This is a genomic window from Lysobacter sp. Soil_N_23, from assembly GCF_057656135.1.
The window spans coordinates 67,194-90,169 of sequence record NZ_JBDGKY010000012.1 but is presented as its reverse complement, the minus strand read 5'-3'; the positions used below and the strand labels follow the sequence as shown (position 1 = coordinate 90,169).

The following is a 22,976-nucleotide window of genomic DNA, read 5'->3' as shown; positions in this document are numbered from 1 at the left end:
CAATCGCTCCGATTGCGATCTGGCGATACGTCTGCCGCGCCTGCGAGCGTCTAGGCGGGCTCGTGGTTGGCGATGGCCGCAATCAACTTCGCCAGGTACTGCTCCGGAATGACCTCGGTGAGGCGCTCGGCCACGCGCTGGCCGTAGCTGGGGCTGGTTACGTCGCGCAGGTGCGCGAGCGCCGCCAACACATTGCCGATCAGTTCGCCCGGATTGTTGCACAGCTGCACGGCATGCTTGAGAGCCGCCGCCTCCGGGGACCGCTGCAACTGCAGCATGTCGATCATGTACATCCGGGTCGCGGCCATCGAGCGTCGTGGGGCGGGCGCTTTGCCTGTGGGCGCCGGTTGCGCGATCGCAGTGTTGGGCGCATCAACGGGCGATGCCTCCGCCGCGGATGCCGCGCGCGATGGTTGCGCCGCCGCCGTGGCGGCAGCCACGGCGCGGATCAAGCCGGTTACGGTCGACGAGCGCCCACCGGCAGCAGGCCCCGGAGGTTCGTGGACCACGACCAGGTAGTCCTCCAGCAGCAGCTTGTCGACCAACGCCTGACTGGACTGGCCGAGCATGCCAACGATCTCTTCGCGCTCGCGCTTTCCATCGCTGAGGATCAGGATCCGGCGCTCGGACAGACTCAACTCCGCTGGGCGTTCAAGCAGGCAACTTCGAGCCTTGGCGGTTTTTCCGAGCAGCATGACGGCGGTTGTCTGGGGCTGTCGCATGCTAGGAGGCATACATGAAACCAGCGTGACAGCGGTCACGCAAAGCGCGACGCCGGCACGTTAGCTAGGCACGGCTCCGGTGGTCGCGTTGCGATTGCGCATGGAGGCGAGCCCTTCGGCGCGCGTGACGATTGACGCATAGCCCAGCTCGCGCCGCGCCTTGGTGATGTCGAGCGTGAAGTCCTGGCCGATCATGCGCAGCGTTTGTCTGGTCACCGGCGGCTTCGATTTGATCCCGAACATCCGCCATGCACCCTCCATTACCGCCGCCATCCGCCATGCAAGAGCGAAAGGCACGGCGCGTTTGACCGGCGCAATGCCTTGCGTGGCCAGCAGATCCGCCAGGATCTGCTCGAGTGTTGCGTTGTCGTCGTCGGCGACGAAGTAGGCGTCTCCGCCGTGTCCGCGCTCCGCCGCCAGGACGAGGCATTCGACCACATTGTCGACATGGCACGTCGACATAGTTTGGCGTCCGCCATCAGGCAGGGCGAACCGTCCGGAATTGACGGCGGCGGTGAGTTCTTCAAGCATCGGCATGCCCGTTCCCCAGATGAGGGGAGGGCGCACAACGACGGTCCTGAAGCCTTCCTGGTTCGCCTCGCGCACGATCCGTTCCGCTTCCGCCTTGGTTGCGATGTACGGTCCCCAGTTCGGGGACTGCAGCGGCAGGCTTTCGGAAATGCCGGTCATCGATTCCGGCTGGCCCATGACCACCGCAGACGCGCCCGCGACGATGAACGTTTCAACGCCGGCCTGCCGTGCCGCCTGAAGGACGTTGGACGTGCCGACCACGTTGGCGTCGTGGAAGGTCTGGAAAGAATCCCATTCGGTCAGGTGTCCGGCGACATGGAAGACCGTATCGCAACCCTGCATGCCCGCTGCCATCACAGCTATGTCGCCAAGGTCTGCCCGGCACGACGCCGCCCCCAGACCGGCTACCAGTCGCGCGGACGACTCGCTGCGGGCTAGCGCGGTAACCCCCATGCCTTGCGCAACGAGCCTTTGGATGAGCGACCGGCCGACGAAGCCGGAACCGCCGGTAACGAATGCTTGCTTCATGACCGCACTCCTGTAGCATCGCTATAGAGCCTGTACTATATCGCCGCTATACCGAAGGCGCAAGGTGCCGAATGTCCACCGAAGAAAGAATCCTGAACGCGGCCGCGGGCCTGCTGGAGCGGGGCGGTGCCGATGCGCTGACCACCCGGGCGGTCTGCGCCGCCACCGGCGTGACGGCGCCCACGCTCTACCACCACTTCGGGGACAAAGAGGGTCTGCTGCGCGCCGTGGTCGAGCGCGGCATCACGGAGTTCCTGGCACTGAAGCTTGCCAATCGGCAGACGCAGGATGCGCTCGCCGACCTTCGCCGCGGCTGGGATGTGTGGATTGCATTCGCCTTCGAGCGCAAAAACCTCTTCCGCCTGATGGTCGAGAACACGCGCACAGACCCATCCTCGATCCAGGAAGCGTTCGTGCTCCTGCGTGCCATCCTTGCCCGTCTGCATTCGGACGGACGGCTCAACACTGACGCGGAGACAGCCTTCCGCGCCATCTGGGCCGCATCCAACGGGGTCTTGTCGCTGTTCATGCAGGGCGAAAGCGAAAAAGACATCAGGACAACGAGCGATCTGCTGTTTGAAGCGTTGACTTCGAGGATCCTGAATCGCTGAATGCCTCGTCACCGAGGGAAATGGTCGATGAATCCACAGGATTTTCGTATTCGCGTACCTGACGAAAAGATTGAAGACCTGCAGCGACGATTGCGTGCGACGCGCCTTCCATCGTCAATCGAAGCGAGCGACTGGTCGGATGGCACAAGCCTCGCCTTCGTCAGGCGGCTGGTCGAGCAATGGAAGACGTTTGATTGGCGCATCCAGGAGGCGCGCCTGAATCGATTGCCTCAGTACCGCGCAACGGTGGAAGGGTTGGACGTGCACTTCGTCCATCAGCCGGGTAATGGTCCGGCGCCGATGCCATTGGTACTCACACACGGATGGCCCGGCTCCTTCGCGGAGATGGAGCGCATCATTCCCTTGTTGGCAGACCCGGGGGGGCATGGCGGCAATCCGGAAGATGCGTTCCATGTGGTGGTGCCGTCGATACCTGGCTTCGGCTTCTCGCAGGCACCTGCCGGACCGGGGGTCAGTGCTCACTACGTGGCAGGGATGTGGCGCACGCTGATGAGCGGACTTGGTTACGATCGATTCGCCGCCCAAGGCGGCGACATCGGCGCGGGAGTCTCGAGCTGGATGGCTCGCAGGTTCCCGGAGCAAGTGATCGGCGTCCACCTCAACTACATCCCGGGTAGTTACAAGCCACCGCTTGGATCGGGCCTGCCGCCTGTCAGCACCGACGAGCAGGCTTACCTGGACAACGTGGTGGCGTGGGCGGCGATGGAGGGTGCCTACGCAACCTTGCAGGGTACCAAGCCGCAGACACTCGCCTATGCGCTGACCGATTCACCGGCAGGGCTGGCTGCCTGGATCGTGGAGAAGTTCCGGACCTGGAGTGATTGCAGCGGCGATGTGGAGCAGGTCTTCACGATGGATGAGTTGCTGACCAATATTTCGCTCTATTGGTTCGGGCATTCGCTCGATGCGTCATTGCGCATCTACAAGGAAAATCGACTCAAGCCACTGGTATTCGCCGCATCCGAACGCGTCGTTCCACCACTGGGCGTTGCCGTGTTCCCGTACGAGCTACCGATGCCGCCGCGTACGTGGGTGGAACGCGTTTTCAATGTCCGGCGCTGGACGACCATGTCCAAGGGCGGCCATTTCGCCGCGCTGGAGCAACCACAGGCGCTGGCGGAAGACATTCGCGCGTTCTTTCGATCATTGCGGTGACTCCACGAACGCCTGGGTTCCTTCACGAGGTTTTGTCGAATGAAGGAGTTCACTCCTTCGGTCCACCGACCTGGCGGGCGCCGTAAAAGGAGCGTTGCCATGCATCACCGGACTCTTGGGTTTCTCCTCCTGGCATTTGTGTGTGCGGCCTGCGGACCACGAGACGCGTCGCAGACAACAGGCGATGCCGTCGCGCCGGACAAACCAGCCGCGCCGGCGGCGGCCGCAGTGGAGCCCCCGCCGCCGGCCAGGCCCGGCGCGATTCCCGTCACCGCCGACAACTTCGTCCGTGCGGAATCCGACACCTACATGGCCGGCCTGGCGAAGGAATCAGGCGGGGTGGGGAAACTCCATCATCGACGCGAACCGGCGTCGATCGAGGACCAGACGGTCATACGGCTCAACCGGGACACGCTTTACAGCTCCGCTGTCTTCGACCTGGACGCCGGGCCGGTCACCGTGACGCTGCCCAATGCCGGCAGCCGCTTCCAGTCGCTGATGCTCGTCAACCAGGACCATTACACCTGGACCGAATACGGCGCCGGTCCGCACGCCGTCACGCGCGACAAGGCCGGCACCCGCTACCTCCTGGTCGGCATCCGTACGCTGGTCGATCCGAACGACCCGAAGGATGTCGAGGAGGTCCACCGCCTGCAGGATGCGATTACCGTCGCCCAAAGCGGCGGACCGGGCAGTTTTGATATTCCCGACTGGGATCCGGCGAGCCAGAAGAAGGTCCGCGACGCGCTCAATGTGCTGGGCTCGACGATCCCGGACTTCGCCCATGCATTCGGCTCAAAGGATCAGGTGGACCCCGTGCGGCACCTGATCGCGACGGCTGCCGCATGGGGCGGCAATCCCGACAAGGATGCGACCTACCTCAACATCACCCCGCCGCAGAACGATGGCAACAAGGTCTACCGGCTGCGTGTGAAGGATGTGCCTGTCGATGCCTTCTGGTCCGTCAGCGTCTACAACGCGGACGGCTACTACGAGAAGAACCCGTACAACGCGTACTCCTTGAACAGCCTGACCGCGCAGAAGGAAGCCGATGGAACGGTGCAGATCCAGTTCGGCGGATGCGATGGAAAGATCCTGAACTGCATTCCCACCGTGCCCGGATGGAACTACACGGTGCGCCTGTATCGCCCCAAAAACGCAATCCTGGACGGCACCTGGAAGTTTCCGGAACCGCAGCCAATCTGATTTCCTTCGCCTCCGAGCTTGACGTACTGAGGGTCTGAAATGAAACCCATCGTTCACATCGTCATGGGGCTGAGCGTCGCCGCCTTGACTCTCGCGGGATGCCAAAAGCCTGCTGAGCCGTCCGCGAACGCGCCTGCCACTCCGGCTGCGGCCGCGACTGCCGTCTCCGACCAGGACATCACCGATGCCTACCTCTACCTGCTCGGGCGCCTGCTGGTGCTGCGCCAGGAGCAGCTGGACTTCAGCAAGGAAGGCTTCAAGTGGAACGAAATCATCCATCGCAAGGTAGGCGGCGTGGCCTGGGCCAACCCGAACCTGGACGTGGCCTATAGCGAAGCCTGGGTCGCAGTGGACGAGAACAGTTGCACGATCTTCAGCGTGCCGAAGATCGAAGGCCGCTACTACACCGTGCAGTTCCTCAACGGCTGGGGCGAGACCATCGCCAACATCAACGAGCGCACCTATCCCGACCACCCGGCGGGCGACTTCTGGGTGTGCCTGAAGGGAGCCACGGTGCAGGTTCCGGCCGACGCCCGGCGCATCGACTTGCCCGGCAAGACTGCGCGTGTACTGGCTCGCGTCGAGTTGGGTGCCAACCCGAAGCAGGCCACGGCGCTGCAGGAGCAGATAAAGGTTCGCACCAGTGGCACCCCGACTATCGCCGATGTACCGAAGACCCCCGATTTTGCCAACGACAAGCTTCCCGGCGCGGAAGCCTTCGATGCGTCCACGGTGGCGGCAGCCCTGACCGAGCCGGACATCAATCCGGGCATGGAAGCGCTGCAGGCCAAGGTGCGCGCCGTTGCCAAGGTGATCGATGATCCTGCCCAGCGCGAGCGCGTGGACAAGGTCATCCGCGAGCAGTCGCAGCCGGCGATGCAGAAGGCCTTCGCTGGCATCGGCACATTGCGCGACGGCTGGGCGCGCCCGGATGTGGCGGGCAACTACCGCGACGATTACCTGGCGCGGACCGTCGTCGACTACGGTGGCATCTGGGCCAACAACCGCGAGGAAGTGGTGTACTTCAAGACCAACACCGACGGCACCGGCACGCCGCTGGACGGCGGCAACACCTACACGCTGCATTTCGCCAAGGGCGCTCTGCCTGCGGACCATGTCAGGTACTTCTGGTCGGTGATCGCCGTGGACGGCGAGAAGTTCCAGGTCATTCCCAATGCGAAGGACCGTTTCCTGCTCAACAAGCAGTCCAAACTGAGCTACGGGAAGGACGGCTCGCTCACGCTGTACCTTGCGCCCGACAAGCCCAAGGATGCACCGGACGGCAACTGGCTGCCGACGCCCAAAGGGCAGAACTACCACCTCACTTTCCGCATGTACGGGCCGGATGAAGCGGTGCTGTCGGGCAAGTGGTTCCCTGCGCCGATTACCAGACAACAGCCTGGTTCCTAGCGGCGCAGCCTCGAGGGTCGTGCTTCCGTTGCTGTGTCAAAAGTCACGCGCGTCGCGCGCGCTGCATTGGGAGAATGCGCTCGCGCCGCGGCAGTGCCAGCTCTTGCGGCCCATGGGGCAGGAGGCCTCCTTGGCCTGCTGTCCCTGATACAGCTCAACCTCTCCTCCGTGGATATCAATGACAGCAGATCGGACATTCCTCGTTCCCAGCTCGCTCATTCTTGGCGCAATAGGCGTTGCGGTGACCGCGACGGCTGGACTCATTGCCTTTCCCGGCAATCCGCTCGTTTGGCAAATAGGGTCCTGGACTCTCTCAGGAGCGCTTCTGGCGCTATTGGGCCTTGTTCTGGTCTGCGGCTATTCGCTTGCCACCAGTCGCATTGCGAGGACCTGGCAACGGATGACCTCTTTCGCGGCGGGCCTCGTCATCCTGGCAGTCGTCGTCATCGGATGGTTCTAGCTGGCCTCAGCTTCACTTTCACCACTGAAAAGGCACCGGATGGACCGGTTGGACGGCCTGTTATCGCCGGTACGGACGTTTGAAGGCGGTACTGCCAGACAGCTTGGGGAAAGAACGATGTGCAACTCCGCCCATTTCGCGCTGACCATTGCCGTGATCGCAGCGCTTTCGGCAATGCATCCCACCGACGCCGCCGAACCGGCCGCCGGCAACGCGCCGATGGCCGTCTCGCCCGCGCAGTCGCCCAGGCAGGCGTACGACGCCGGCACCTTGCGTGTCCTCGTGCCGTCCACGATGACCGACGGCGATTACTCGGTCCTGGAACTGACGGAGTCGGCCGAGTACCGGACACCACCGCACCTGCATCCCAACATGGATGAGAGCTTCTACGTGCTGGAGGGGACCTTGAAGCTGGAAATGGCAGGCGTCACCCACCAGTTGCCGGCAGGTTCGTTCGTCCACATTCCGCGCGGCACCGCTCATTCGCAAGGCAGCGCAGACGACAAGCCGGTGAGTTTGCTGGCAACGTTCTCACCGGGCGGATTCGACCAGTTCTTCCTCGACCGCGTCGAGCTCGGTCGCAAGGTCAGCCGTGGCGACCCGGACTTCCAGCCGCGCATGCTGGAAATCGTCGGAAAGTACTCGTACTGGCTGCAGCCGGCCGGAAAGTAAGCGGAGCTGGACCAGTGTTGACGCCGATTGGCCGTTCGCCGACAGCGGCCATTCAACCCGTTGCTGCTAGCTTGAACGTCCGCAGCGCGCGGTTCACACCCCCAGGCTCGCCATGAAACCGGTCACGACACGCAGTCTCCTGCTCATGTGCGGCCTGCTGGCCTGCACTCCGGTCGTCGCCGAGGACAGCGCGGACGCCGCCCGCACGCTGGACCTGAGCGTCCCCGCTACGCCCATCGCCTTCGTCAACGCCGCCGACTATCAAAAACCGCCGCCCGGCGGCTGGCATGGTCACCTGCCTGCCCCGGGCCAGGACGGCGATGGCGCCTGGCAGGTGCACGGCAGCATGGAGGTGGGCGTGGGCTGGTCCGAGCACGGCGGCAACAGCAATTACCAGGCCGCCGACATCAACATGGCCCGGACCTACACCACCGACGACGGCGACACCGGCCATGTCGGCCTCAACATCAGCATCGGCCAGTTTGATGGGCCGGCATTTGGGCCGGCCTACGGCCCGGGGTACTACTACGGGCCGGGTCCGGGCCCGGGTCCCATGTCACGGCCGATGCAGGGACCCATGCCGGGGTCGATGCCCGGCCCGTTCGGCCCGGGGCCACTGCGCCACTGACGCGGACAAGAGGCCGTGGAGCGGGTCCTCCTGCACTAACATGGTGCAATGTCCGCGCCCGCACCGACAGACTTCGACCGGCCCGACCTCGACGGCCTGACCACGCCGCTGGCGTGGAGCGACGAGGAAGGCGCGATTGTCGGCTGCAATGCCGCCTTCTCGCGCTGGCTTGGGGTCAGTGCCCGCCGGCTGGTGGCCTGGCCGCTGGCCGGACTCGACGGTGGTGACGGCCACCTCGCCCATGCGATGCGCCGCCTCGATGCGGCCGCCGACGCGCCCCTGCGTCTGCGCCGCAGCCGCCTGCGATTCGCCGATGGCGACGAGTGCTTCGCCGACGTCTGGCTGAGCCGGCGCGAGGACGGCGGCTGGTTGCTCGAGGCGCACCCGGTCGATGAGTTTCCCGGCGACGACCCGGCCCTGCTGCTGCCATCGGCCCTGTCCGCCTCGCTCAAGGGCCTGGCGCACGAGCTGCGCAATCCGTTGGCCGGGCTCAAGGGCGCGGCGCAGCTGCTGGCGCGGCGCATCGATGCGGACACTGGCAACAGCAATGGCGACGCCGGTGAGCTGGTGGCGCTGGTCGGCAGCGAAGTCGAGCGCCTGACCGCGCTGGTGGACCAGTTGCTGACGCCGGCGCCACCGCGCCCGCACGCGCCGCTCAACATCCACGCCGTGCTCGAGCGCGTGCTGCGCCTGGCCGAGAGCGACGCCGGCTGGGCCGTGCGCCTGGTACGCGACTACGACCCCAGCCTGCCGGAGTTCGCTGGCGACGCCGACCGCCTCGTGCAGGCGGTATGGAACCTGGTGCGAAACGCGATCGAAGCCGGCGCGGCCAACATCACCCTGCGCACGCGTGCCGAGCACGCGGTGCGGATCGGTGATGCCGTGCATTCGATCGCGATGCGACTGGAGATCGTCGACGACGGCCGCGGCGTTCCCGAGGAGCTGGCCGAACAGTTGTTCCTGCCGTTGGTATCCGGTCGCGCCGAGGGCAGCGGGTTGGGCCTGGCGCTGGCGCAGCAGGTCGCGCGCGAACACCGCGGCTCGCTGGCCTACCGCTCGCGTCCGGGGCACACCGTTTTCACCCTGTTGCTGCCGCTGCAGATCGAGGAAGAGGAAGGCACGTGAAAAGGATCTGGGTGGTCGACGACGATCGCGGCGTGCGCTTCGTGCTCGCCACCGCACTGCGCGAAGCCGGCTACACGGTGGACGGATTCGAGAACACCGCCGATGCCCTGGCTGCGCTGGCCGAACGTGGCGCCCCGGACCTGCTGTTTACCGACGTACGCATGCCCGGCGACGATGGGCTGGTGCTGCTTGAACGCCTCAAGGCGCAAGTGCCGCAGCTGCCGGTGATCGTGATGAGCGCCTACACCGACGTCACCAGCACCGCGGGCGCCTTCCGCGGCGGCGCGCACGAATTCCTGTCCAAGCCCTTCGATCTCGATGAAGCCGTGGCGCTTGCTGCGCGCACGCTCGCTGCGGTGGGCGAGAGCGCAGCGCCATCGCCGACCGAGCTGCCCAAGGACGACGCGCTGATCGGCGATACGCCGGCCATGCGTACGCTGTTCCGTGCCATCGGCCGCCTCGCGCAGGCGCCGCTGTCGGTGCTGATCACCGGCGAGACCGGCACCGGCAAGGAACTGGTGGCGCGCGCGCTGCACCGCGAATCGCCGCGCACCGAGCATCCCTTCGTCGCCCTCAATACCGCCGCGATTCCGTCGGAGCTGCTGGAAAGCGAACTGTTCGGCCACGAAGCCGGCGCCTTCACCGGTGCCCAGCGTCGCCACACCGGCCGTTTCGAGCAGGCCCATCGCGGCACCTTGTTCCTCGACGAAATCGGCGACATGCCGCTGCCGCTGCAGACCCGGCTGTTGCGCGTGCTGGCCGAGGGCGAGTTCTTCCGCGTCGGCGGCCGCGAACTCATCCGCGTCGACGTGCGGGTGATCGCCGCCACCCACCAGGACCTGGAGGCGCTGGTGGCCGACGGTCGCTTCCGCGCCGACCTGCTGCATCGCCTGGACGTGGTGCGTCTGCACCTGCCGCCGCTGCGCGAGCGACGCGACGACATCCCGCGCCTGGCAGAACGCTTCCTCGCTTCGGCCGCGGCGCGATTCGAAGCACCGGCCAAACGACTGGCCAAGCCGGCGCTCGAACGCCTGCTCGGCTACGACTGGCCCGGCAACGTGCGTCAGCTGGAAAACCTGTGCTGGCGCCTGGCCGCACTCGCGCCGGCCGAAACCATCGCCCGCGCCGATGTCGACGAAGCGCTTGCCGCCACGCCGGGCAAGGACAGCGCTGGCAGCGACGACAATGATTGGGATACGCGGCTTGCCGCCTGGGCGCGTGCACAGCTCGCGCTGGGCAGCGACGACATCCATGCGCAGGCGCGTGAGCGCTTCGAGCGTGTCCTGTTCGAGGCCGCGCTGGAGCACACGGGAGGTCGCCGCACCGAGGCGGCGGCGCGCCTGGGCCTGGGTCGCAACACGCTCACGCGCAAGCTTGGGCCGGGGCGGCGCCGAACCTGAGCAGATGCGGCAACGAACCAGTCGACCGTCGTTGCCGCTGATGCGGGAAGCTTCACTGACGCGGGCCGCTACCGTTTGCAAGTGTCGCGTGAACAACGGCCCGCGCGTCATTTCACCGCTGGATGACCGGCACGCGGCTAGGCTGCGTGGCGATCCGGCTTTGCATAGGGGCCTGCTGCCGGGCCGTCCAAACATGGAGAAGTCGATGAACACCACGTTGAACACCCTGCTCGCCGCCACCGTGGTGGTGGCCGTGACCGCCTGCAGTTCCGCGCCGAAGACCAAGGCGCCCGCCACGCCCACCGCGGTGTCGACGGCGAAGGCGGCGACGGTCAACCTCGCCTCGGCCTCGGCCAGCCTGGTCAGCGGCAAGCTCAGCGTGGTGCCGATGGGCGATGGCGTGCACCTTACCGGCGAGATCGGCGGGTTCGCGCCCAACAGCACGCACGCCATCCACATCCACGAGAAGGGCGACTGCAGTGCCGCCGATGCCAGCAGCGCCGGGGGGCATTTCAATCCGTCCGGTTCGCCGCACGGCAAGGTCGACAGCGGCGCGCACCACGGTGGCGACATGAACAACATCGTCGCCGACCGTGAAGGAGTGGCCAAGGTCGACGTGCACGCCAGTGGCGTCACCCTGGGCGGTGGCGCCGCCAACGACGTCGCCGGCAAGGCGGTGATCGTCCACGCCAGTGCCGACGACTACAAGACCCAGCCCACCGGCAACGCCGGCGGCCGCATGGCCTGCGGCGTCATCACCGTCACCCAGTAACGCCACCGTGTCCGACCATCCCGTGCAGGCACCGCTGCGGATCAGGGCGGCCAGTGGCCACGACCGCGACCTGCTCGCGCAGTGGGCGCTGGCGATGGCGCTGGAAACCGAGCACAAGCAACTCGATCCGGCCACGGTGACGGCCGGCGTCGAGGCGGCCATCGCCGATCCGGCCAAGGCGCGTTACTTCGTGGCGGTACGCGAAGCCACCGTGGCCGGTCGCGAGACCATCGCCAGCGCAGCCGGCACGCTGATGCTCACCCGCGAGTGGAGCGACTGGCGCAACGGCGACTGGTGGTGGATACAGAGCGTGTACGTCGCTCCGTCGCATCGCCGCCAGGGTGTGTTCGCCGCGCTATACCGACATGTCGAGACGCTGGCGCGCGCGACTCCCGGAGTGGTCGGTCTGCGCCTGTATGTAGAACGCGACAATGCGCTGGCCCATCGCACCTATCGGGCACTGGGTATGGTCGACGCGGGCTACGCGATCTACGAAACGGAGTTCTGAGCTTTCTCCTTCCTTGCTACGCAGGGGATGGCTTGGAAAGGAGCAAGCGGCAATCGTCCGGGCGTCAGTCCTGTCGTAGGCCGATAGCGCCCCCAAGCTTCTGGAATGGGTGTTGCGGCCCGCCTCCGCGAGGCGTAGAAGATAGACAGCGGGCAATAGAGATTGCCTCGCGGCCGGCCCGGCCGGAATCAGCACAAGGCAATAGCCCGGGAGCATGCGGTGCCCTCCCGGTCTATCCACGCCGTGGCGCTTACGGAGTAGGCGCACTTCGACGAACCCCACCTATTGCTGCAGGCGTTCAGCCTCCCAGCTATTCGACGTTCGTGCGTCCCCGCACCACTCTGTGACCCATTCGCACGGTTGACCACGTGGACATCGCCGCGTGGCTGCGGATCTCTGCGCGCCGATTCTGCCGGCGCGGCCTCGAACGCATTCTCGCCAGAACGTTCCTCAAGGATACGAAGATGGACAAGCTGCTCAGAGCAGTTCTCGATGCTCACGGCGACCTGGAAAAGTGGGCCGCGCTCAAACAGATCACGGCTGAAATATCCCTGGGAGGCCCCTTCTGGGCCGCAAGGGGATGGCCCGATGTCTACAAGGACCAGACTGTCACCCTCGACCCGCACAATCAGCACATCCGCTTCTCTCCATTCACGTGCGCTGACCGGACGTCAGTTCTGGATGTAGACCCCGAGCGCGTGGCCCTGACCTTGAACGATGGCGGAGTCGTTGAAGAGCGCCTGGATCCGCGTGGCACTTTCCCGCTGCCGTTCGATCCCATGACTACTCCGTGGGACGCAATCCAGGTGGCTTACTTCACCAGCGCGGCAGTTTGGAACTATCTGACGGCGCCCTTCGTCTTCGCGCGGCCCGGCGTTGAAGCCACGGAGATCGAGCCGTGGATCGAGGGCGACGAAACCTGGCGGCGGCTGGCCGTTGCATTTCCCGAATCGAATGCCAATCACAATGCCGCGCAGGTCTTCTACTTCGACGATGCGCTCATGCAAAGGCGCATGGATTACTCACCCGACGTCACCGGAAGCCCCCCGATAGCGCACTACAGCGACGATCACAGGACCTTCGACGGCTTCGTCTTTCCCACTCGTCGACGTGTCTACCTGCACGACGCCAATGGTGTTGCGGACCAGAGTTTCGCGCCCATCACGATGGACGTGAAGTCCGTCGTTCTCGAACGCGACTAGAACGACGGAGAAAGCCATGAACGTTTTCACCAAGGCCCTCGCGGGAACCGCGGCCGGGATCCTGCTCGCGGCGAATGCCTTCGCACAGAACCCAACGTCACTTGTGGTGCCGATCGAGAATGAGCCGGCCGCCAGGTTGATCGTGGGGCCTCCGCTCCCCGGGCCACTCGCTACCGGCGTCGCCTACATCCCGTACCGGGTAGAGAACTTGCGCATCCTGCCAATCGGCGGGCCTCATTCAAAGAACGTGTCACCTCGTGTAGGTCACCTGCACATCACCGTGGACGACCTGCCTTGGGCGTGGGCGGACTACGGCCGGAGCGACACGATCATTCTGGTCAACCTGCCTCGTGGGGAGCACAAAGTTCTCATCGAGGCGGTCGATCCGGAAGGTGGCCTCCTGACCTCGCAGACCGTGAAGTTCGTTTCGCCGGGGAAGCCGGCCGGAAGCTGACCATCAAGGATCAACCATGAATCGCAAGACCAAACTCTGGATTGCCACGGCTGCGGCTGCTCTTGTTGCCATAGCCGGTGCTGCTGTCGGCGCGCAGGACAAGTACGCTCTCGTATCGCCTGGCGGAGTCGCGTTCGCCGACTTCAAGGGTTACGAAGACTGGGCGGTAGTCTCTTCTGCCAAGACCGATGTGCTGAAAGTGATCGTTGCAAACCCGATCATGATCAAGGCGTACAAGTCCGGCATTCCGGGGAACGGTCAGCCCTTCCCCGACGGCGCCAAGATCGCGAAACTTCAGTGGAAGCCGAAGAAGAGCACGGATGCCCCGTTCGATGTCGACGTACCAGACGTCTTCACACAGGCGTTTCTCATGGAGAAGGACAGCAAGCGGTTTCCGAAGAGCGGAGGGTGGGGATATGCGCTTTTCAACTACTCCGCCGCTTCCGACTCAATGACGGTCGACCCCACTGGCGTCTCGGATTGTGGGCATGCCTGCCACGTAAAGGTAGCGGACATGAATTACATTTTTCATCCCTACCAGAAGCGTTGACCCGAACCCGGGGAGGATCCTGTAGGTTCGCGCATTCGCAGACTGAGTTGAGTCTCGGCGCGGATTGCTGCGCGGATACGCTCAATCCAGCGCTTCGCGCGCCTGTTCGCCCGCGCAGTGGACGAAGTTCACCGGCACGCCATGCGCGCCCAGCACCGCGGCGATCTGGCGCTGGCGCGACTGGAAATGCTGGTGCAGGCGTTCCAGCTTGTCGCGGCACTCGGGCGTCTCGCAGGGCGCCTCGGTGGCATAGCGTGCTTTCCAGGCGCGCGGTTCGAACAGCGCGATGCGTGCCTCGCCGTTGGCGTAGTGCACCAGCGGTTCCGGTGGCGCATCCAGCCAGTGCTCGCCTTCGGGCTGCAGCAGCGCGGTTTCCAGCAGCGGCCACAACGGGCCCAGGCCGGCGTGGTCGTACTGCATCGCCATCATCGCGGCGAGATCGTGGACGGTGAGGTAGCGCGCGTGTTCGACCTGCAGGCCGAACGCTTCCTGTGCCGCCAGCGCGGTCGCCGCGCCGGCCATGCCGCGCTCGAGCAGCTCGCGCTCGAATGCGTCGCCGACCCGGGTGGCGATATCGGCATCGCCGCCGAGCACGAACGGCACCAGCCGCAACGGGCCGCCGGCGAAGTCCGGCGACGGCGTCAGCGCGCCCGGCAACTGCGCATCGTGCGCGCCGAAGGCGATGATCCGGCCGCCGGGCTGTGCCGCCGAACGCGGTGCCCGCGCGGCCAGCTGGTCGAGTTCCTGGTGCAGCGGCCAGCCCGGCCGCAGCAACTCGACCGGGTCGTAATGGGCGCCGACGGTGACCAGCTCCAGCGCGGCCGCGTCGGGGGCGAAGCCCGCCAGATCGTGCGCAATCAGCTCGGCCAGCGCACCCACCTCGGCCTGCGCCAGGGCCTGGCGCGATACCGGGGCATCGCCGCGCAGCTCGAGCGCCAGCGCGCCGAGCACGTGCAGGGTGGTGGTGGGGGCAGCGGGGGCGGGGTCGGCAAGACTCATGGATACGGTGGCGTTTGGTCGCACGCGAAGGCGGCGCTACACTGCGGACATTATGCCCGTGGCGCCGTTAAGGCCCGGGTGTCCCCCTTCTGCGTGAGGTGTAACGATGCGTCCTGCCCGTCCCGTTGCCGTGCTCGGTGGCGTCCGTATCCCGTTCTGCCGCCAGAACACGGCCTATGCGGACGTTGGCAACCTGGGCATGTCGGTACGCACCCTGGGCGCCCTCGTCGAGAAGTACGGCCTGCATGGCCAGCAGCTGGGCGAAGTGGCGATGGGGGCGGTGATCAAGCACTCCAGCGACTGGAACCTCGGCCGCGAAGCGGCGCTGTCTTCGGGTCTGTCGCCGCTGACACCCGGCATCACCCTGCAGCGCGCCTGCGGCACTTCGCTCGACTCGATCGTGCACATCGGCAACAAGATCGCCGCCGGGCAGATCGAGGTCGGCATCGGCGGCGGCTCCGACACCACCTCCGACGTGCCGATCGTCTACGGCCAGAAGCTGCGCCGTCGCCTGCTCGAGGCTGCGCGCGCCAAGACGCCGCGCGACAAGCTGGCCGCGTTCAAGGGTTTCCATTTCCGCGAACTCAAGCCCGAGTTCCCGGGCGTGGCCGAGCCGCGCACCGGCAAGTCGATGGGCGACCACTGCGAGGACATGGCCAAGCAGTGGAACATCTCGCGCGATTCGCAGGACGAATGGGCGCTGTCGTCGCACCAGAAGCTCGCCGCCGCCTACGAGCGCGGTTTCTTCGACGACCTGGTGGTGAGTTTCCGCGGCGTCTCGCGCGACAACATCCTGCGTCCCGACAGCACCCTGGAAAAGCTGGCCTCGCTCAAGCCGGCCTTCGACAAGACCTCCGGCCGCGGCACGCTGACCGCCGCAAACTCCACGCCGCTGACCGATGGCGCCTCCGCGTGCCTGCTCGCCTCCGACGACTGGGCGCGCTCGCACGGCCACGAAGTGCTGTGCTACCTGCGCGATGCGCACGTGTCCGCGGTCGACTTCGTCCACGGCGAGGGCCTGCTGATGGCACCGACCGTGGCCGTGCCGGAGATGCTCAAGCGCAACGGCCTGACCCTGCAGGACTTCGATTTCTACGAGATCCACGAGGCCTTCGCCGCGCAGGTGCTGTGCACGCTGCGCGCGTGGGAGAGCGAGGAGTACTGCCGCAACCGCCTCGGCCTGGACGCGCCGATGGGTCGCATCGACGTGGCAAAGATCAACCCGAACGGTTCTTCGCTGGCGGCTGGCCATCCGTTTGCCGCGACTGGCGCGCGCATCGTCGCCACCGCCGCCAAGGAGCTCAAGCAGCGCGGCGGCGGCCGTTGCCTGGTGTCGATCTGCACCGCCGGCGGCATGGGCGTGGTTGCCATCCTGGAGCGCTGACGCGCCACCCCATCGTCATCCGAAGCCTGTCATCCGAAGCCTGTCATCCCGAGCGCAGCGAGGGATCTGTTTTTCGCGGCAGGACAGCAGGTCCATCGCTGCGCTCGGGACGACGGTCGACTCAGCCGCGCAGTCGCGGTACGCCGTGCTCGTTGCGTTCCTCGACCACGGCCTGGTCGAAGATCTTCTGGCGCATGTCGCGCCCAGGCAGCTCCTGCGTCGCCGCGCCACGCGCGGCATTGAGGGCATTGGCATAGCACAGGCGCGCGAGTTTCTCGTCGCCGGCCTGGCTGAAACCGTGCCCGAGTTCTTCCCAGGCTTCACTGTTGGCGCCCTGGGCCAGTGCGCGATGCAGGTACGTCTCCGCTTGCGGCCATTGGCCCTGGGCGCGTGCCAGGCGCGCCAGCGTCAACAGCAACGCGGGACTGGCCGGATGCGCCTGCAGCCAGCGCTCGGCGTTGCCGCGGCGCGCATCGAGGCGGCCGATCGCCAGTCGACCGTACAGCCCGGCGAGTGATTCGTCCCAGCGTGCGTCGAGCGCCTGCTCGATGCTTTTCGCCGCCGCCTCGTCCCAGCGCAACGCCGCGGCGCGCTCGGCATAGGCGGCGACCGCGGCAGGATCGCTGCGCAGCGGCTTGGGCAGTGCTTCCCAGCGATCGGCCAGGACATTGGCATCGCCGGCTTCGCGCAGCGAGGCCGCGCCCCATTGCGCCTCCGCAGCGGCCAGGCGATCGCCCGGCCAGGCCTGCTGCTGGCGCAGTGCGCCGAGCAGACCGTATGCCTCGCCACTGCGACCCAGCGCGACCAGCGCCTGTGCGCGCAATGCCAGGCCGCGCGGCGGCAACGGCGCGGCAGCGACACCGTCGAGCGCGGCCAGTGCCTCGGCGGGACGTCCACGCTCCAGCGACAGTTCGGCGCTCGCCAGTGCGCGCGCGGTGGCATGGCCGCCGTCCAGCGCCTCCAGATGGCGTTTCACCGCGGCGTCGTCACCACGGGCAGCAGCGGCCCGCGCCGCGCCGGCGTGCGCGAGCGCCCGCACCTGGTCCTGCGCGGCGGCCTGGTCGAGCAGCTTCTCGGCGCGGCTCCACTGGCCCTGGTCGAGCGCGGTCAGGCCATCGATCAGCTGCGCGCGCGCCTGGCGCTCGCGGTGCCGGCGCATCGCCACGAACGGCAGGTTGAGCAGTTTCCACAGCAGCCACAATCCGGCGGCCACCAGCAGCAGCGTCAACACGCCCTTGGGCACGTTGGTGGTGTAGTCGTTGCCGCCGTAGCGCACCAGCACGTAGCCCGGATCCTGCAACAGCACCTGGGCGACCAGCGCCCCGGCCAGCGCCAACACGATCCAGAACAGCAGGTTGCGGAAGATGTTCATGGGCGCGAACTCCTTTGCGTCCGTCAGTCTGCCGCGCGTAGCTGGCGCAGCTGCTGCAGTGTGCTGCCGAGGGTTGGAAGCGTCAGTGAAAGCGGTCGCTGCGCCAGCGCGCGCATCTGCGCGCGTTGTTGCTGCAACGACGGCGACTCCGGCCACAGCCTCGTCAGCCAGCCTTCGGCGCGCTGCAAGGCGGCGCGGAACCCGGCCTGGTCGCGGCGCTCGGCCGCGGCGCGCGCCAGCGAGATCTCAAGCTGCAGGCCCGCCATCGCCGCGACGCGATCGGAGGCCTGCACCGCGACGGTGCGATCGCTCGGTCGCACGTCGATCAGCGTGGCAAACGCGCGGCGCCACCAGGGCGACTCGGGTTCGGTCTGCGTGGTCGTGTCAGCCGGCGCCACCATGGCGGTCTGTGCCAGCGCATCGAGTTCGGCCATGGCCTGCACGCGCGGTTCGGCACCCATTGCCTCCAGTCCCGCGCTTTCCTGTTGCAGCGTCTGTCGCAGGCTGAGGTAGGCCGGGTCGTCGACGCCGTCGAGCACGTGCCCGGCCAGCGCGTATGCGCGGCGCGCACCATCGAGGTCGCCGGCAATCAGCAGGCGTTGCTGGCCGAGGCTGAGCAACAGTTCGGTTTCGTCCAGTCGCAGCGCCTGGGCGCCGTGACGATCGGGGTCGGCCAGTTTCGACACCGAATCTTCGAGCAGTGCCGCGCGCTGGCCGATGCCGAGCAGTTCGTCGCGCAGGACACGGTTGGTGGCGTCGGCCTGCTGCAGTCGTTGCACCTGCGCGCGCTGGTCGCGACGGATCGAATCGATGCGTCCATCCAGTGCGTCCAGACGCTGACCGGCATCGCTGGCCTGCGCGCGTTCGCGTTCGAGCCTGGCCTGCCACTGCATCCAGCCGTAGCCACCGGCGCCGGCAACCAATACCAGCACCACCAGCCAGAGCCAGCCGCGCGAGCGCCGCGGCGCGGTCGCGGCAGGGGCGGGTGCAGGGTTCGAATCGGGCGTGGTGGACACGGCAACGGTCAGGTCAGGTGGGGACGGGCGCCATGCTACCGGATGCGATGCGCGTCACGGAGAGACCGCGCCCGATCCGCCCTGTCGCCGGTAGTCGGGCGCTAAGGCCGAGCTGCGGCGAGCAGATCGCGTGGACGCGCGCTGCCGGCGACGGCCACCTCGCCGAATCCCAGGCGCCGTGCCAGCTCTGCGAGCCGTTCGCTGGCAGCCACCACGCGCGATTGCATCAGACGGCTTCGCGCCGGCGCCGGCAACGCAGTGAGAATCGTCTCAAGTGCGTCGCCGCTCGAAAGCGCGATCACGGTCGGTGCCGTCAGCGCGAGTAGTTGCTTGATCGAACGCGTTGACGGCGCGATCGCGACCCGTTCGTAGACGTCGACCCGCAACACCTGCGCCCCGCGCGCCTGCAACGCCGGCACCAGCACACCGCGACCGCCCGGCGCGCTGATGAAGCCCAGTTCGACGCCGGACAGATCCCGCAATCCAGCCAACGCCAGCAGGCCTTCGCTGTCCATCCGCGACGGTGCCTCCACCGCCGTCACGCCAGCGCGACGCAATGTCGCCGCGGTGCCGCTGCCCACGGCGAACCATCGCTGCCCTTGATGTGTCTGCAGCGGCTGCAACGATCGGGCGGCACGCACCGCCGTCGGACTGGTGACGACGACCCGCGGTGCCCGCAAGGCGAGGCGCAACGACTCGCGGGTGCGATCGTCGTCACGCAACTGCAGTTGCCATGGCGAAAGTGCGATGAACCCGGCACCCGCGCCAGTCGCGGCGCGGCGCAACGGCGCATGCTCGCCGCGCGGACGCAGCGAGATCACGTACCATCCGGGCGGCGCAGGGGCTGGCATGGCAACAGCATAGCCGCCCCGCCCGCATCCCCCATCGCTCGCACGCACGCCGGATGAACCACGACTCCCACGCTTCCCAATACCGCAGTCCCGAACAGGATTACGAGCACGCACCCGCCCTCGAACGGCTGCACCACCACTACCAGTCGATGCCGCCGGTTGCCGCGATGGACGTGCGTATTGCCGGCTACGACGGCCAGCGCCTTTGCCTGCATGCGCCGCTGTCGCGTCACGTCAACGACAAGGGCTGCGCCTTCGGTGGCAGCCTGGCGTCGATGATGACCCTGGCCTCCTGGGGCGTGGTGTCGCTGCACATCGAGGCCGCCGGACTCGAGGCCGAGGTGTTCGTCGCCGACAGCCAGATCCGCTACCTGGCGCCGCTGTTCGCCGACCTGGACGTGCAGGCCGAACTGGCGCCGGACTCGAACTGGCCCGGCTTCATCGCCACCCTTCGCGAGCGCGGCCGCGCCCGCACCGGCCTGATTGCGCGGGCGATGCTGCCCGACGGCGGCGTCGCCACCGAGTTCACCGCCCGCTATGTCGCGATCCTGAAGCACCCCCCGCGGGCGTGAGCACGACCGCGGCCAAGCGCTGCGAGCCGTGGACGACGCTTTGCCCTAGGATGGCGGCGAACACCGGGGAACCCTTTCCATGCGCCGTCTGACCCAACTGATGAGTCTGGCCCTGCTGCTGGGCCTGCTGGCGGTCGCCGGCAGCGCCGCGGCCAGCCGCAAGACCGATACCCTCGACCGCAACCAGTACGCGTGGGCCGGTGCGATCCGCTGGGGCGATTTCGACGCCGCCCTGACCCTGGTCGACCCGGTGTTCCTCGCCGAGCACCCGGTCAGCGAGCTCGAACTGGCCCGCTACGAGCAGGTCCAGATCACCGCCTACCGCGACAAGGGCAGCAGCGTCGACTGGAAGGCCGGGGTGGCCATCCGCGAAATCGAGATCGGCGTGGTCAACCGCCACACCCAGGCCGAGCGCACCGTCCGCTTCCGCGAACAATGGCGCTGGGACGAAGAGGCCAAGACCTGGTGGACCACCGGCGGGCTGCCGGACCTCTGGGACGGCCAATAGGCGCTGTCGCACCTCCCTCCAGCCGCTAATTTTGCGCCGCCGCCGGCACTGGGAGACAATCCCGCCCCCGTTTCAGCTGCCGTGATGCCGTGACCTTCCAAGAACTGCTGGCCTTCGCCGAACGCCACACCTACCTGTCGCTGGCGCTGGTCGGCCTGACGATCGCGATCATCTACGTTGAGATCGCGCGCCTGTTCCGCGGCTACAAGGCCCTGCGCCCGGCCGAGCTGACCGGCCTGATCAACCGCGAGAACGCGCTGGTCATCGACCTGTCGGCGAGCAACGACTTCGAGAAGGGCCATATCGCCGGCAGCAAGTCGGTGCAGCCCAGCCAGTTCGATCCGGAAAACAAGCTGCTGGCCAACGCCAGGGAGCTTCCGGTCGTGGTGGTGTGCCGCACCGGCCAGGGCTCGGCCGACGCCGCCAAGCGCCTGAAGAAGGCCGGCTTCACCCAGGTTTTCTGGCTCGACGGTGGCATTGCCGCTTGGCAACAGGCCGACCTGCCGCTGGTGAAGGGCCGCGCCTGACGAGAGTTTGTCGCGGCGGGCTTGATAGCCGTCCACGCGCCCCAACAAAACCTTTGGGGATTGAATGGGGAAGGCGATGACGGCTTGCCGCAGACCGTTCACCTCGCGCAATCTGAACAGCCGGCCGCACCCGAGGTGCGTGCCATAATCGACCACTTTCCGCATTAATTGTCTGGAGTTACGAGATGTCCGAAGAAAACGTCAACGGCGGCGCAGCGACTGCCGAAGCCAGCGGCCCGGCATTCACCGTCGAGAAGATCTACGCCAAGGACGTCTCCTTCGAGGTCCCCGGTGCACCGGCCGTGTTCAACGAGCAGGCCCAGCCGCAGCTGCAGATGAACCTCAACCAGAGCGTGCAGCGCCTCAACGAGAACGCGTTTGAGGTCGTGCTCGGCATCACCCTGACCTGCAACGCCGGCGACAAGACCATGTACGTGGCCGAAGTGAAGCAGGCCGGCGTGTTCGGCCTGGCCGGTTTCGACGCCCAGACCCTCGACGGCATGCTCGGCACCCATTGCCCGAACGTGCTGTACCCGTACGCGCGCCAGCTGATCAGCGAGCTGATCCAGACCGGCGGTTTCCCGCCGTTCTACCTGCAGCCGATCAACTTCGAAGCGCTGTACGCCGAAGGCCTGCGCCAGCGTGCCGCCCAGCAGGGTGGTGACGCCGGCCTGGCCGACGCCGAGACCGCCGGCAACGCCTGATCGCGACCGCGGCATGGAGGCGAACGCACTGCCCACCGTCGCGGTTCTGGGAGCGGGCTCCTGGGGCACCGCCCTGGCGGCCCTGATCGCACGGCACGGTCATCCGACCGTGCTGTGGGGTCGTGACGCCGACGGCGTCGCGGCCATCGACGGCGCCCACGAGAACCCGCGCTACCTGCCGGGCGTCACTCTGCCCGAATCGCTGCGTGCGACCACCGACCTGGCCGCCTCGCTGCAGGGCGCCGACCTGGTTCTGGTGGTGGTGCCGTCGCACGCGTTCGCGCAAACGCTGCGCAAGCTCGCACCGCACCGTCCGGCACACGCCGGCGTGGCCTGGGCGACCAAGGGCTTCGAGCCCGGCAGCGGCCGTTTCCTGCACGAAGTCGCCGAGGAAGTACTCGGCGCCGACGTGCCGCTGGCGGTGGTGACCGGCCCGTCGTTCGCCAAGGAAGTCGCGCAGGGGTTGCCGACCGCACTTACCGTGCACGGTAGCCACGCCGACTTCTCCCAGCAGGTCGCCGATGCGCTGCACGGTCCGGCCTTCCGTGCCTACACCGGCAACGACATGCTCGGGGCCGAGCTCGGCGGCGCAATGAAGAACGTGCTGGCCGTGGCGACCGGTGTCGCCGACGGCATGCAGCTCGGCCTCAACGCGCGCGCCGGCCTGATCACGCGCGGCCTCAACGAGATGCTGCGCCTGAACCACGCCATCGGTGGCAAGGCCGAGACCCTGATGGGTCTGGCCGGCCTGGGCGACCTGGTGCTCACCTGCACCGGCGACCTGTCGCGCAACCGCCGCCTGGGCCTGGCCCTCGGTCGTGGCCAGTCGATCGCCGATGCGGTGCGCGAAATCGGCCAGGTGGTCGAGTCGGTGCAGACCGCCGACGAAGTCATGCGCCAGGCCGAGCGTCATGGCGTGGAACTGCCGATCTCCAGCGCCGTGCAGGCGGTGTTGCACGGCGAGATCACGCCGGCCGAAGGCCTGCGCCTGCTGCTCTCGCGCGAACAGAAGCCCGAGTACCCGCGCGACCTGTTCGGCTGATTCCGCTGCATTGCGAGAAACAAAAAACCCGGCTTGAGCCGGGTTT

The 22,976-nt window shown here is 67.0% G+C and carries 25 protein-coding genes; 19 read left to right on the top strand and 6 right to left on the bottom strand.

Annotated features, from left to right (window positions below; translation table 11 throughout):
• Positions 1 to 50 precede the first annotated feature (50 nt).
• Together AC3A3X_RS10855 and AC3A3X_RS10850 are read right to left on the bottom strand one after the other, a co-directional pair.
• The gene (locus AC3A3X_RS10855) at positions 51 to 695 is read right to left on the bottom strand and encodes a hypothetical protein (RefSeq protein WP_487583038.1); all 645 of its coding nucleotides are present in this window, start codon (positions 693 to 695) and stop codon (positions 51 to 53) included.
• 87 nt (positions 696 to 782) lie between these two features.
• Complete coding sequence (locus AC3A3X_RS10850; protein WP_487583037.1) at positions 783 to 1,781, bottom strand: NAD-dependent epimerase/dehydratase family protein; 999 nt, start codon at positions 1,779 to 1,781, stop codon at positions 783 to 785.
• A gap of 71 nt (positions 1,782 to 1,852) precedes the next feature.
• On the opposite strand from AC3A3X_RS10850, the gene AC3A3X_RS10845 reads away from it, so the two are divergent.
• The 13 genes from AC3A3X_RS10845 to AC3A3X_RS10785 all read left to right on the top strand — a co-directional run bounded on the left by AC3A3X_RS10845 (position 1,853) and on the right by AC3A3X_RS10785 (position 13,955).
• Positions 1,853 to 2,392, top strand: a complete 540-nt coding sequence (locus AC3A3X_RS10845) for a TetR/AcrR family transcriptional regulator (protein WP_487583036.1) — start codon at positions 1,853 to 1,855, stop codon at positions 2,390 to 2,392.
• A gap of 27 nt (positions 2,393 to 2,419) precedes the next feature.
• Positions 2,420 to 3,568 (top strand): epoxide hydrolase family protein, encoded by a 1,149-nt coding sequence (locus AC3A3X_RS10840; RefSeq protein ID WP_487583035.1) that lies wholly within the window; start codon positions 2,420 to 2,422, stop codon positions 3,566 to 3,568.
• A gap of 99 nt (positions 3,569 to 3,667) precedes the next feature.
• The gene (locus AC3A3X_RS10835; RefSeq protein WP_487583034.1) at positions 3,668 to 4,774 is read left to right on the top strand and encodes a DUF1254 domain-containing protein; all 1,107 of its coding nucleotides are present in this window, start codon (positions 3,668 to 3,670) and stop codon (positions 4,772 to 4,774) included.
• A 39-nt stretch (positions 4,775 to 4,813) separates the two neighbouring features.
• On the top strand, positions 4,814 to 6,184 hold the full coding sequence (locus AC3A3X_RS10830; RefSeq protein ID WP_487583033.1) for a DUF1214 domain-containing protein: 1,371 nt from the start codon (positions 4,814 to 4,816) through the stop codon (positions 6,182 to 6,184).
• Positions 6,185 to 6,761: 577 nt separating this feature from the next.
• Positions 6,762 to 7,316, top strand: a complete 555-nt coding sequence (locus AC3A3X_RS10825; protein ID WP_487583032.1) for a cupin domain-containing protein — start codon at positions 6,762 to 6,764, stop codon at positions 7,314 to 7,316.
• Between the two features lie 112 nt (positions 7,317 to 7,428).
• Complete coding sequence (locus tag AC3A3X_RS10820) at positions 7,429 to 7,944, top strand: hypothetical protein (protein WP_487583031.1); 516 nt, start codon at positions 7,429 to 7,431, stop codon at positions 7,942 to 7,944.
• Positions 7,945 to 7,992: 48 nt separating this feature from the next.
• Positions 7,993 to 9,069: a two-component system sensor histidine kinase NtrB gene (locus tag AC3A3X_RS10815; protein WP_487583030.1), complete on the top strand. Its 1,077-nt coding sequence runs from the start codon at positions 7,993 to 7,995 to the stop codon at positions 9,067 to 9,069.
• Positions 9,066 to 10,469 (top strand): nitrogen regulation protein NR(I), encoded by a 1,404-nt coding sequence (gene ntrC / locus AC3A3X_RS10810; protein WP_487583029.1) that lies wholly within the window; start codon positions 9,066 to 9,068, stop codon positions 10,467 to 10,469. The genes AC3A3X_RS10815 and ntrC overlap by 4 nt, the downstream gene beginning before the upstream one ends.
• A 205-nt stretch (positions 10,470 to 10,674) precedes the next feature.
• On the top strand, positions 10,675 to 11,241 hold the full coding sequence (locus AC3A3X_RS10805) for a superoxide dismutase family protein (protein ID WP_487583028.1): 567 nt from the start codon (positions 10,675 to 10,677) through the stop codon (positions 11,239 to 11,241).
• Between the two features lie 7 nt (positions 11,242 to 11,248).
• Positions 11,249 to 11,749, top strand: a complete 501-nt coding sequence (locus AC3A3X_RS10800) for a GNAT family N-acetyltransferase (RefSeq protein ID WP_487583027.1) — start codon at positions 11,249 to 11,251, stop codon at positions 11,747 to 11,749.
• Between the two features lie 368 nt (positions 11,750 to 12,117).
• Entirely contained in the window at positions 12,118 to 12,951 is an 834-nt protein-coding gene (locus AC3A3X_RS10795; protein WP_487583026.1) for a hypothetical protein, read from the top strand.
• Between the two features lie 16 nt (positions 12,952 to 12,967).
• Positions 12,968 to 13,405: a DUF6130 family protein gene (locus tag AC3A3X_RS10790; protein ID WP_487583025.1), complete on the top strand. Its 438-nt coding sequence runs from the start codon at positions 12,968 to 12,970 to the stop codon at positions 13,403 to 13,405.
• A 16-nt stretch (positions 13,406 to 13,421) separates the two neighbouring features.
• Complete coding sequence (locus AC3A3X_RS10785; protein WP_487583024.1) at positions 13,422 to 13,955, top strand: cytochrome P460 family protein; 534 nt, start codon at positions 13,422 to 13,424, stop codon at positions 13,953 to 13,955.
• Positions 13,956 to 14,036: 81 nt separating this feature from the next.
• On the opposite strand, the gene AC3A3X_RS10780 is transcribed toward AC3A3X_RS10785, so the two are convergent.
• Positions 14,037 to 14,954: a hypothetical protein gene (locus tag AC3A3X_RS10780; protein ID WP_487583023.1), complete on the bottom strand. Its 918-nt coding sequence runs from the start codon at positions 14,952 to 14,954 to the stop codon at positions 14,037 to 14,039.
• 106 nt (positions 14,955 to 15,060) lie between these two features.
• Here AC3A3X_RS10780 and AC3A3X_RS10775 point away from each other — a divergent pair, with 106 nt between their 5' ends.
• Positions 15,061 to 16,338, top strand: coding sequence for an acetyl-CoA C-acetyltransferase (locus tag AC3A3X_RS10775; RefSeq protein ID WP_487583022.1), 1,278 nt, complete (start codon positions 15,061 to 15,063; stop codon positions 16,336 to 16,338).
• A 121-nt stretch (positions 16,339 to 16,459) separates the two neighbouring features.
• Here AC3A3X_RS10775 and AC3A3X_RS10770 read toward each other — a convergent pair whose 3' ends face one another.
• The 3 genes from AC3A3X_RS10770 to AC3A3X_RS10760 all read right to left on the bottom strand — a co-directional run bounded on the left by AC3A3X_RS10770 (position 16,460) and on the right by AC3A3X_RS10760 (position 19,577).
• Complete coding sequence (locus AC3A3X_RS10770; protein WP_487583021.1) at positions 16,460 to 17,710, bottom strand: heme biosynthesis HemY N-terminal domain-containing protein; 1,251 nt, start codon at positions 17,708 to 17,710, stop codon at positions 16,460 to 16,462.
• A 23-nt stretch (positions 17,711 to 17,733) separates the two neighbouring features.
• Positions 17,734 to 18,726, bottom strand: coding sequence for a uroporphyrinogen-III C-methyltransferase (locus AC3A3X_RS10765; RefSeq protein WP_487583020.1), 993 nt, complete (start codon positions 18,724 to 18,726; stop codon positions 17,734 to 17,736).
• Positions 18,727 to 18,827: 101 nt separating this feature from the next.
• Complete coding sequence (locus AC3A3X_RS10760; protein ID WP_487583019.1) at positions 18,828 to 19,577, bottom strand: uroporphyrinogen-III synthase; 750 nt, start codon at positions 19,575 to 19,577, stop codon at positions 18,828 to 18,830.
• Positions 19,578 to 19,630: 53 nt separating this feature from the next.
• Here AC3A3X_RS10760 and AC3A3X_RS10755 point away from each other — a divergent pair, with 53 nt between their 5' ends.
• From AC3A3X_RS10755 to AC3A3X_RS10735, 5 genes are all read left to right on the top strand, one after another.
• Positions 19,631 to 20,149 (top strand): YiiD C-terminal domain-containing protein, encoded by a 519-nt coding sequence (locus AC3A3X_RS10755; protein ID WP_487583018.1) that lies wholly within the window; start codon positions 19,631 to 19,633, stop codon positions 20,147 to 20,149.
• Between the two features lie 79 nt (positions 20,150 to 20,228).
• A complete protein-coding gene (locus AC3A3X_RS10750; RefSeq protein ID WP_487583017.1) occupies positions 20,229 to 20,657 on the top strand; it encodes a hypothetical protein in 429 nt (142 codons plus the stop codon).
• Between the two features lie 89 nt (positions 20,658 to 20,746).
• The gene (locus AC3A3X_RS10745) at positions 20,747 to 21,184 is read left to right on the top strand and encodes a rhodanese-like domain-containing protein (RefSeq protein WP_487583016.1); all 438 of its coding nucleotides are present in this window, start codon (positions 20,747 to 20,749) and stop codon (positions 21,182 to 21,184) included.
• A gap of 185 nt (positions 21,185 to 21,369) precedes the next feature.
• Positions 21,370 to 21,888 (top strand): protein-export chaperone SecB, encoded by a 519-nt coding sequence (secB, locus tag AC3A3X_RS10740; protein WP_487583015.1) that lies wholly within the window; start codon positions 21,370 to 21,372, stop codon positions 21,886 to 21,888.
• Between the two features lie 13 nt (positions 21,889 to 21,901).
• Positions 21,902 to 22,930 (top strand): NAD(P)H-dependent glycerol-3-phosphate dehydrogenase, encoded by a 1,029-nt coding sequence (locus AC3A3X_RS10735; RefSeq protein ID WP_487583014.1) that lies wholly within the window; start codon positions 21,902 to 21,904, stop codon positions 22,928 to 22,930.
• The last annotated feature ends 46 nt before the right edge of the window (positions 22,931 to 22,976 follow it).

Coding starts and splice junctions, on each gene's coding strand:
- AC3A3X_RS10750 (WP_487583017.1), top strand. CDS start 20,229: ATGCGCCGTCTGACCCAACTGATGAGTCTGGCCCTGCTGCTGGGCCTG.
- AC3A3X_RS10815 (WP_487583030.1), top strand. CDS start 7,993: ATGTCCGCGCCCGCACCGACAGACTTCGACCGGCCCGACCTCGACGGC.
- AC3A3X_RS10735 (WP_487583014.1), top strand. CDS start 21,902: ATGGAGGCGAACGCACTGCCCACCGTCGCGGTTCTGGGAGCGGGCTCC.
- AC3A3X_RS10855 (WP_487583038.1), bottom strand. CDS start 695: ATGCTGCTCGGAAAAACCGCCAAGGCTCGAAGTTGCCTGCTTGAACGC.
- AC3A3X_RS10850 (WP_487583037.1), bottom strand. CDS start 1,781: ATGAAGCAAGCATTCGTTACCGGCGGTTCCGGCTTCGTCGGCCGGTCG.
- AC3A3X_RS10845 (WP_487583036.1), top strand. CDS start 1,853: ATGTCCACCGAAGAAAGAATCCTGAACGCGGCCGCGGGCCTGCTGGAG.
- AC3A3X_RS10755 (WP_487583018.1), top strand. CDS start 19,631: ATGAACCACGACTCCCACGCTTCCCAATACCGCAGTCCCGAACAGGAT.
- AC3A3X_RS10770 (WP_487583021.1), bottom strand. CDS start 17,710: ATGAACATCTTCCGCAACCTGCTGTTCTGGATCGTGTTGGCGCTGGCC.
- AC3A3X_RS10760 (WP_487583019.1), bottom strand. CDS start 19,577: ATGCCAGCCCCTGCGCCGCCCGGATGGTACGTGATCTCGCTGCGTCCG.
- AC3A3X_RS10785 (WP_487583024.1), top strand. CDS start 13,422: ATGAATCGCAAGACCAAACTCTGGATTGCCACGGCTGCGGCTGCTCTT.
- secB (WP_487583015.1), top strand. CDS start 21,370: ATGTCCGAAGAAAACGTCAACGGCGGCGCAGCGACTGCCGAAGCCAGC.
- AC3A3X_RS10775 (WP_487583022.1), top strand. CDS start 15,061: ATGCGTCCTGCCCGTCCCGTTGCCGTGCTCGGTGGCGTCCGTATCCCG.
- AC3A3X_RS10820 (WP_487583031.1), top strand. CDS start 7,429: ATGAAACCGGTCACGACACGCAGTCTCCTGCTCATGTGCGGCCTGCTG.
- AC3A3X_RS10835 (WP_487583034.1), top strand. CDS start 3,668: ATGCATCACCGGACTCTTGGGTTTCTCCTCCTGGCATTTGTGTGTGCG.
- AC3A3X_RS10840 (WP_487583035.1), top strand. CDS start 2,420: ATGAATCCACAGGATTTTCGTATTCGCGTACCTGACGAAAAGATTGAA.
- AC3A3X_RS10805 (WP_487583028.1), top strand. CDS start 10,675: ATGAACACCACGTTGAACACCCTGCTCGCCGCCACCGTGGTGGTGGCC.
- AC3A3X_RS10825 (WP_487583032.1), top strand. CDS start 6,762: ATGTGCAACTCCGCCCATTTCGCGCTGACCATTGCCGTGATCGCAGCG.
- AC3A3X_RS10830 (WP_487583033.1), top strand. CDS start 4,814: ATGAAACCCATCGTTCACATCGTCATGGGGCTGAGCGTCGCCGCCTTG.
- AC3A3X_RS10780 (WP_487583023.1), bottom strand. CDS start 14,954: ATGAGTCTTGCCGACCCCGCCCCCGCTGCCCCCACCACCACCCTGCAC.
- AC3A3X_RS10790 (WP_487583025.1), top strand. CDS start 12,968: ATGAACGTTTTCACCAAGGCCCTCGCGGGAACCGCGGCCGGGATCCTG.